Below are 7,078 nucleotides of genomic sequence, written 5' to 3'. Positions count from 1 at the left end.
CGCCGCCGAGGTCGAGGACGAGGCCGACCTGGCGCTGCTGGAGGCCAGGGACCTGCTCTTCGCCCGGCTGCTGCAGTACCGCGCCTACAAGCGGATCGCCGACATCTTCAACGAGCGGCTCGACGAGGAGGCCCGGCGCCACCCCCGTACCGTCGGCCTGGAGCCCGGGCACGCCGAGCTGCTGCCCGAGGTCGTCATCAGCATCGGCCCGGAGGGCTTCGCGAGGCTCGCCGTCAAGGCCATGCAGCCCAGGCCCAGGCCGCAGGTCCACGTCGACCACATCCACGCGCCCCTGGTCAGCGTGCAGGAGCAGGCCCGGATCGTGGTGGCGCGGCTGCGCGAGCTGGGCGAGGCCGGCTTCCGGGAGCTCACCGAGGACGCCGAGGACACCCTCACCGTCGTGGCCCGGTTCCTGGCGCTGCTGGAGCTGTACCGGGAGAAGGCCGTCGCGCTGGAGCAGGAGACCGCGCTGGGGGAGCTGACCGTGCGCTGGACCGGCGGCGGGACGGACCCGGCGCCGCTGGTCACCGACGAGTTCGACCGCCCGCCCAAGCGGCCCGAGGAGCCCGAGGAGGAGAAGGCATGAGCGAGCCCGCCGGTCTCGACCTCAAGCCCGCCCTGGAGGCGATGCTGATGGTCGTGGACGAGCCCGCGACCGAGGAGCACCTGGCGCGGCTGCTGGAGCGGCCCCGGCGCCAGGTCGCGGACGCCCTGCGCGAGCTGGCCGACGAGTACACCGCGCAGGGCCGAGGCTTCGAGCTGCGGTTCGTCGCGGGCGGCTGGCGCTACTACACCCGCGCCGCCTACGCGCCCGCCGTCGAGCGGCTGGTCCTGGACGGCCAGACCGCCCGGCTCACCCAGGCGGCGCTGGAGACCCTGGCGGTGGTCGCCTACCGCCAGCCGGTCAGCCGCAGCAGGGTCTCCGGCGTGCGCGGGGTGAACTGCGACGGCGTGATGCGCACCCTGCTCCAGCGCGGTCTGGTCGAGGAGGCGGGCACGGAACCCGAAACAGGTGCGATCCTGTACAGGACGACGAACTACTTCCTGGAGCGGATGGGCCTGCGCGGCCTGGACGAGCTTCCGGAGCTCGCGCCCTTCCTCCCCGAGGCGGAGGCGATCGAGGCCGAGACCCAGGAGGGGGTCCCGTCGTTCGACCCGGACGCGCCCGACGCGCCCGGCGGTCAGGACGCAGACGACTAAGACGGAAACCTTGATGCGAAGCAGCGGCAGCGGCAAGAGCGGCGGGCGCGGTAACCACCGCGGTGCCGGCAACAACAGGGACCAGAAGCAGGGGCAGGGCCGGCCCCGCAAGCCCCGCCCCGAGGAGCGCCGCTACGACGTGGGCCCCGGGGCCACCAAGGACGGCCCCAAGGCAGGTCGTGGCGGTGCCGCGCGCGGCGGCGCCAAGGGCGCCCCGAAGCGGCCCCAGCAGGGCGGCCGCACGGCCCCGGCGCGTTCGCGCGAGTACGAGACGCGGGTCGAGGAGCGCAACCGGGAGCGGTACGCGGGCAGGAAGGACATCAAGCTGCCCAAGACCTTCCCGGGCGCCGAGCAGGAGGGCGAGCGGCTGCAGAAGGTCCTCGCGCGCGCCGGCTACGGCTCCCGGCGGGCCTGCGAGGAGCTGATCGAGCAGGCCCGGGTCGAGGTGAACGGCGAGATCGTCACCGAGCAGGGCAAGCGGGTCGACCCGGAGAAGGACGAGGTCAAGGTCGACGGCCTGACCGTGGCGACGCAGTCGTACCAGTTCTTCTCGCTGAACAAGCCCGCGGGCGTGGTCTCCACCATGGAGGACCCGGAGGGCCGGCAGTGCCTCGGCGACTACGTCACCAACCGCGAGACCCGGCTCTTCCACGTCGGCCGGCTGGACACCGAGACCGAGGGCGTCATCCTGCTCACCAACCACGGTGAGCTGGCGCACCGCCTCACCCACCCGCGGTACGGCGTGAAGAAGACCTACCTCGCGGCCATCGTCGGCCCGATCCCGCGCGACCTGGGCAAGCGGCTGAAGGACGGCATCCAGCTGGAGGACGGCTACGCCCGCGCGGACCACTTCCGCGTGGTCGAGCAGACCGGCAAGAACTACCTGGTCGAGGTGACCCTGCACGAGGGCCGCAAGCACATCGTGCGCCGCATGCTGGCGGAGGCCGGTTTCCCGGTCGAGCGGCTGGTACGCACCGCCTTCGGCCCGATCACCCTCGGCGACCAGAAGTCGGGCTGGCTGCGCCGCCTGTCGAACACCGAGGTCGGCATGCTGATGAAGGAAGTCGATCTCTAAAGCGCCTTGCCATGATCACCATCCCCCTTTATTGTCATGATGACGATAAAGGGGGATGGTGGCTATGCCCAGGCAGCCGGCGACCGGAGCACTTCTCGGACTCGCCCTCGGGGACGCCCTCGGCTTCCCGACCGAGTTCAACGACGTACCGTCGATCCTCGCCAAGTGCGGTCCCTGGCGGGAGATGGAGCTGCCCAAGCGGGCCTTCGTCTCCGACGACACGCAGATGACCCTCGCCGTCGGGCGCGCCCTGCGGACGGCCGTGGAGCGCGCCGACCTGACGCCTCGGGGACTGGAGGGGCCGCTGCGCGCGGAGTTCGTGGAGTGGTACCGCTCGCCGGAGAACAACCGCGCCCCCGGCGGCACCTGTCTGCGGGCCTGCGAGCTGCTCACCGACCGGCACCGGGCCTGGCAGGACGCCAGCCGGACCGGCTCCAAGGGCTGCGGCGCCAACATGCGGGTCGCCCCGATCGGCCTGGCTCCCGGTCTGAGCGGTGAACAGCGCGCCGGCGCCGCCCAGTTGCAGGCCGCGCTCACCCACGGCCACCCCACCGCGCTGGCCGCCTCCGACCTCACCGCCCACGCCGTCCACCTGCTCGCCCGGGGCGCCGAACCGGCCGGACTCGTCGGGCGGCTGCGCTCGTACGCCCTGGAACACCGCACGTACTACCACCACGCCTGGCTCGGCGACCTGTGGACCCGCGCCCAGTACCCCGGCCCCGAGCAGTTCACCGCGCGCGGCTGGGACGAGTGCCTGGAGATCCTCGGCCGGCTCCAGGAGGCCGTGCGGACCGTCTCCCCGGAGACCGACCCCTGCCTGGCCACCGGCGAGGGCTGGATCGCCGAGGAGGCCCTCGCCACCGGGCTGCTGTGCTTCCTGCTCTTCCCCGACGAGCCCGTCACCGCCCTGCGCCGGGCCGCCTGCACCGCCGGCGACTCCGACTCCATCGCCTGCCTCACCGGCGCCTTCGCGGGCGCCCGGCTGGGCGCCGGGGCCTGGCCCGCCGACTGGACGGAGCGGATCGAACACCGGGGCGACCTGTTGGCCCTGGGTACGCTCTGGGACGCTTAGGCCCATGCTCGGCGACCTCGACATAGACCTGGCCCCGGTGATCGCGGAACAGTCCGACCCCCTGCTGTTCGCCACCGTCTCCGGAGCCCATCTGTACGGCTTCCCCTCCCAGGACTCCGACGTGGACCTCAGAGGCGTCCACCTGCTCCCCGCCGCCGACCTCGTCGGCCTGGGCGAGCCGGAGGAGACCCGCTCGCGGACCTGGGTCCGCTACGGCGTCGAACTGGACCTCGTCACCCACGACCTGCGCAAGTTCGCCCGCCTGATGCTCCGCCGCAACGGCTATGTGCTGGAGCAGCTGCTCTCCCCGCTGGTCGTGCACACCGGCGAGGCCCACCGGGAGCTGGCCGCGCTCGTCCCCGGCGTCCTCACCAGCCACCACGCCCACCACTACCGCGGGTTCGCCGCGACCCAGTGGCGGCTGTTCGAGAAGACCGGCGAACTCAAGCCGCTGCTCTACACCTTCCGGGTGCTGCTCACCGGCATCCACCTCATGCGCAGCGGCGAGGTCCAGGCGCATCTGCCCACGCTCCTGGAGCTCGTGGGCGGCCCCGGCTATCTGCCCGAGCTGATCGCCGCCAAGCGGGAGCGGGAGAACGTCCGCGCCGATGTGGACCGCGAACGCGTGGCGACGGACGTGGAGCGGCTGCACACCGCGCTGGACGAGGCGCAGGCCGGCTCGGCGCTGCCCGGCACCGCCACCGCCCACGGTGCCCTGCACGACCTCGTGGTCCGGCTCCGCCTGGAGCGCTGAGGCCCGGCGCGCCCCGGTGCAGGAGAGGGCGGGGTGCCGGTGCGGGCGGGGGTTCGTGGCCTTCCGGTGGGCCGGTGTGGGCTGTGGGCCGGTGGGGCGTCCAGGGGCTCGGCGTCCAGGCCCTCCTGACGGCGGGTCGGAGGCACGGCGAAGGCCCGGACGTCCACCGAGTCGGTGACGGCGTCCGGGTCGACGGCGTCCGGCTCCCCCTCCTGGGCGGAGCGCGCCCGCAGGTCCCTGGCGTACCGGCGCTCCATGCCCGCCCGTCCGGAAAGCAGCCGGATGGCGGTGCTGAAGCGTTCCGTCGGACGGGCCTCGTTCAGCTCGTCCTGCCTACGGAGCCACATCGGCACCAAGTAGGCGGCCCAGGCCCCGACAATGACTGCGTAGATGAGGCCGCTGCTGCTCACGCCTCACACGGTAGAGGGGTTTGCGTGAGGCCATCCGCCAATTGGGCCGGTGTGTCGCACGATCTGGCTGATATTTCCAGCATTTTTTGCGACCGATGCGATTTTCAAAATCGAACGTATTTTCAATTCATGGGCGCTCGGTGCGCTGGGCCCGCTGGGAGCGCGCCCGGTGCCACCGCGTGAGCAACCCGTCGGGCACCTCTTCCGCGGTGAGCGCGAAGACGAGATGGTCGCGCCAGGCTCCGTCGATGTGCAGATAGCGCGGCCGCAGCCCCTCCTCGCGGAATCCGAGTTTCTCCACCACGCGCCGGCTCGGCCGGTTCTCGGGACGAATGCAGACCTCGATGCGGTGCAGGCCGACGGTGCGGAAGCAGTGGTCCACCACGAGCGCGACGGCCGTCGGCACCACCCCGCGCCCGGCCACCTCCTCGTCCACCCAGTACCCGATGTGCCCCGAGCACATCGAGCCCCAGGTGATACCGGCCACCGTCAACTGCCCGGCCAGCCGCCCCTGGTACTCGATGACGAACGGCAGCATCCGGCCCGCGCCGGCCTCGGAGCGCAGGTGCCGGACCATCTGACGGTAGGTCGGCCGGTGCGCCACCGGACCGCTCGGCGCGGGCGGCGGGATGGTCGCCTCCCAGGGGCGCAGCCAGTCGCGGTTGCGCCGGTTCACCTCGCGCCAGGCCCGCTGGTCGCGCAGCTTTATCGGCCGGAGGACGACCTCGCCGTCCGCCAGCACGACGGGCCAGGAAGGGCTGTTCAGCTCACACCCCCACTGCCGGGTCTCGGGTGGTCGCCGCCGCGGATCTGGTCGACGGCGTGCACCAGCAGCGGCTCCAGCACGGCCAGGCCGTCGCGCACCCCGCCGGTCGAGCCGGGCAGGTTCACGATCAGCGTCCGGCCGGCCACGCCCGCCAGGCCCCGGGACAGCGCCGCGGTGGGCACCTTCCGACGCCCGTGGGCCCGGATGGCCTCGGCGATGCCGGGCACCTCCCGGTCGATCACCGCGCGGGTGGCCTCCGGGGTGCGGTCGGTGGGCGAGATGCCGGTGCCGCCGGTGGTGACCACGACGTCGTACCCGGCCGCCACGGCCGCGCGCAGGGCCTCCTCCACGGGGGCGCCGTCGGCGACGACCCGCGGCCCGGCCACGTCGAGGCCGAGGCCCCTGAGGCCGTCGGCGACCAGCGGGCCGCCCTTGTCCGGGTAGACGCCCGCGGCGGCCCGGCTGGAGGCGGTGATCACCAGGGCTCGGTAGCTCATGCCCGGCTCCAGTCGCCCGACTTGCCGCCCGTCTTCTCCTCCACCCGCACGTCCGTGATGACCGCCCCCTTGTCGACCGCCTTGACCATGTCGACCACGGTGAGCGCGGCGACCGTCACCGCGGTGAGGGCCTCCATCTCGACGCCCGTGCGGTCCGTGGTCTTCACGGTGGCCCGGATCTCCACGGCGTCGTCCGCGACCGACAGGTCCAGTGTCACACCGGACACCGACAACGGGTGGCACAGCGGGATCAGGTCCGGGGTCCGCTTGGCCCCCATGATCCCGGCGATGCGCGCGGTGGCCAGGGCGTCGCCCTTGGGCATCCCCTCACCGCGCAGCAGCCCGACCACGCGCGGTGAGACGAGGACCCGGCCACTGGCGCGGGCGGTGCGCGCGGTCACGTCCTTCCCGGATACGTCGACCATGCGGGCCGCACCCGCCTCGTCGATGTGCGTCAGCCGTTCCTGCGTACTCATGCTGTGGCGCTCCCGGTCCGGGCCCGCGCGGTGCGGAGCGCGGGCCTGCTGTGCGCGCAACGGTACCGCCAAGCCGGGCCGGACATCGGACCAGGACCGTCCTGTGGACGGGCACGCGCGCGTGCCTCAGCCGAGCAGCACGACCTCGACCTCGCCGCCGGGCTCCACGGACTCCGTGTCCTCGGGGACGACGATGAGCGCGTCCGCCTGGGCGAGCGCCGCGATCAGGTGGGATCCGGCTCCGCCCACGGGGGTCACCTCGCCGTCGGCGTACCGGCCGCGCAGGAACTGGCGCCGGCCCCGGGGCGAGCGCAGCGCCGCGTCCGCCTTCAGCGTGGCCCGGGTGCGGGGCCGGTGGAGGTCGGTCAGGCCCATCAGGGCGCGGATGGCGGGGCGGACGAACAGCTCGAAGGAGACGTACGCGGACACCGGGTTGCCGGGCAGGGCCAGCAGCGGGGTGTGGTCGGGGCCGATGGTGCCGAAGCCCTGCGGCTTGCCGGGCTGCATGGCGAGCTTGCGGAACTCCACGCCGCCGCCCGCCTCGTCCTCGTCGCCGACGCAGGACAGCGCCTCCTTGACGACGTCGTAGGCGCCCACGCTGACCCCGCCGGTGGTCACCATCAGGTCGGCGCGGATGAGCTGGTCCTCGATGGTGGTGCGCAGCGTCTCGGCGTCGTCGGCGACCGCGCCCACCCGGTAGGCGATGGCGCCCGCGTCCCGCGCGGCGGCGGTGAGGGCGAAGCTGTTGGAGTCGTGGATCTGCCCGGGGGCCAGCTCCTCGCCGGGCTGGACGAGCTCGCTGCCGGTGGACAGCACGACCACGCGCGG

General features: G+C 73.2%; 9 protein-coding genes. 5 read left to right on the top strand and 4 right to left on the bottom strand.

Going from position 1 to position 7,078, the window contains the following annotated elements; genetic code table 11:
* The 5 genes from H5J33_RS18075 to H5J33_RS18055 all read left to right on the top strand — a co-directional run.
* Positions 1–586: ScpA family protein (locus H5J33_RS18075; RefSeq protein WP_181795972.1), on the top strand; the 586-nt coding region annotated here is incomplete at its 5' end.
* Positions 583–1,200 carry an SMC-Scp complex subunit ScpB gene (gene scpB, locus H5J33_RS18070; RefSeq protein ID WP_181795971.1) on the top strand — a complete coding sequence of 206 codons (618 nt, stop codon included), beginning with the start codon at positions 583–585 and terminating at the stop codon, positions 1,198–1,200. The genes H5J33_RS18075 and scpB, both read left to right, overlap by 4 nt.
* A gap of 13 nt (positions 1,201–1,213) precedes the next feature.
* Positions 1,214–2,275 carry a pseudouridine synthase gene (locus H5J33_RS18065; RefSeq protein WP_181795970.1) on the top strand — a complete coding sequence of 354 codons (1,062 nt, stop codon included), beginning with the start codon at positions 1,214–1,216 and terminating at the stop codon, positions 2,273–2,275.
* A 64-nt stretch (positions 2,276–2,339) separates the two neighbouring features.
* Positions 2,340–3,347: an ADP-ribosylglycohydrolase family protein gene (locus H5J33_RS18060; RefSeq protein WP_399552856.1), complete on the top strand. Its 1,008-nt coding sequence runs from the start codon at positions 2,340–2,342 to the stop codon at positions 3,345–3,347.
* Between the two features lie 4 nt (positions 3,348–3,351).
* Entirely contained in the window at positions 3,352–4,101 is a 750-nt protein-coding gene (locus tag H5J33_RS18055) for a DNA polymerase beta superfamily protein (protein WP_181795968.1), read from the top strand.
* 537 nt (positions 4,102–4,638) lie between these two features.
* Here the strand turns inward: H5J33_RS18055 and H5J33_RS18050 are convergent.
* The 4 genes from H5J33_RS18050 to glp all read right to left on the bottom strand — a co-directional run.
* Positions 4,639–5,253, bottom strand: coding sequence for a GNAT family protein (locus tag H5J33_RS18050; protein WP_309485429.1), 615 nt, complete (start codon positions 5,251–5,253; stop codon positions 4,639–4,641).
* A gap of 20 nt (positions 5,254–5,273) precedes the next feature.
* Positions 5,274–5,774, bottom strand: a complete 501-nt coding sequence (locus tag H5J33_RS18045; RefSeq protein WP_181795967.1) for a molybdenum cofactor biosynthesis protein B — start codon at positions 5,772–5,774, stop codon at positions 5,274–5,276.
* Positions 5,771–6,250, bottom strand: a complete 480-nt coding sequence (gene moaC, locus H5J33_RS18040) for a cyclic pyranopterin monophosphate synthase MoaC (RefSeq protein ID WP_181795966.1) — start codon at positions 6,248–6,250, stop codon at positions 5,771–5,773. The genes H5J33_RS18045 and moaC overlap by 4 nt, the downstream gene beginning before the upstream one ends.
* 126 nt (positions 6,251–6,376) lie before the next feature.
* On the bottom strand, positions 6,377–7,078 hold a 702-nt coding region (gene glp / locus H5J33_RS18035), incomplete at its 5' end, for a gephyrin-like molybdotransferase Glp (RefSeq protein WP_181795965.1).

Origin of the sequence: Streptomyces sp. WELS2 (genome assembly GCF_013870595.1) — a bacterium.
In the GTDB taxonomy this organism is placed as follows: Bacteria; Actinomycetota; Actinomycetes; order Streptomycetales; family Streptomycetaceae; genus Streptomyces.
The sequence above is the reverse complement of the archived record's forward strand: the minus strand, read 5'-3'. Positions and strand labels throughout refer to the sequence as shown.

Bases quoted from the DNA above. Each gene is read 5' to 3' on its own strand.
- scpB (WP_181795971.1), top strand. From the start codon at position 583: ATGAGCGAGCCCGCCGGTCTCGACCTCAAGCCCGCCCTGGAGGCGATG.
- H5J33_RS18065 (WP_181795970.1), top strand. From the start codon at position 1,214: ATGCGAAGCAGCGGCAGCGGCAAGAGCGGCGGGCGCGGTAACCACCGC.
- H5J33_RS18060 (WP_399552856.1), top strand. From the start codon at position 2,340: ATGCCCAGGCAGCCGGCGACCGGAGCACTTCTCGGACTCGCCCTCGGG.
- H5J33_RS18055 (WP_181795968.1), top strand. From the start codon at position 3,352: ATGCTCGGCGACCTCGACATAGACCTGGCCCCGGTGATCGCGGAACAG.
- H5J33_RS18045 (WP_181795967.1), bottom strand. From the start codon at position 5,774: ATGAGCTACCGAGCCCTGGTGATCACCGCCTCCAGCCGGGCCGCCGCG.
- moaC (WP_181795966.1), bottom strand. From the start codon at position 6,250: ATGAGTACGCAGGAACGGCTGACGCACATCGACGAGGCGGGTGCGGCC.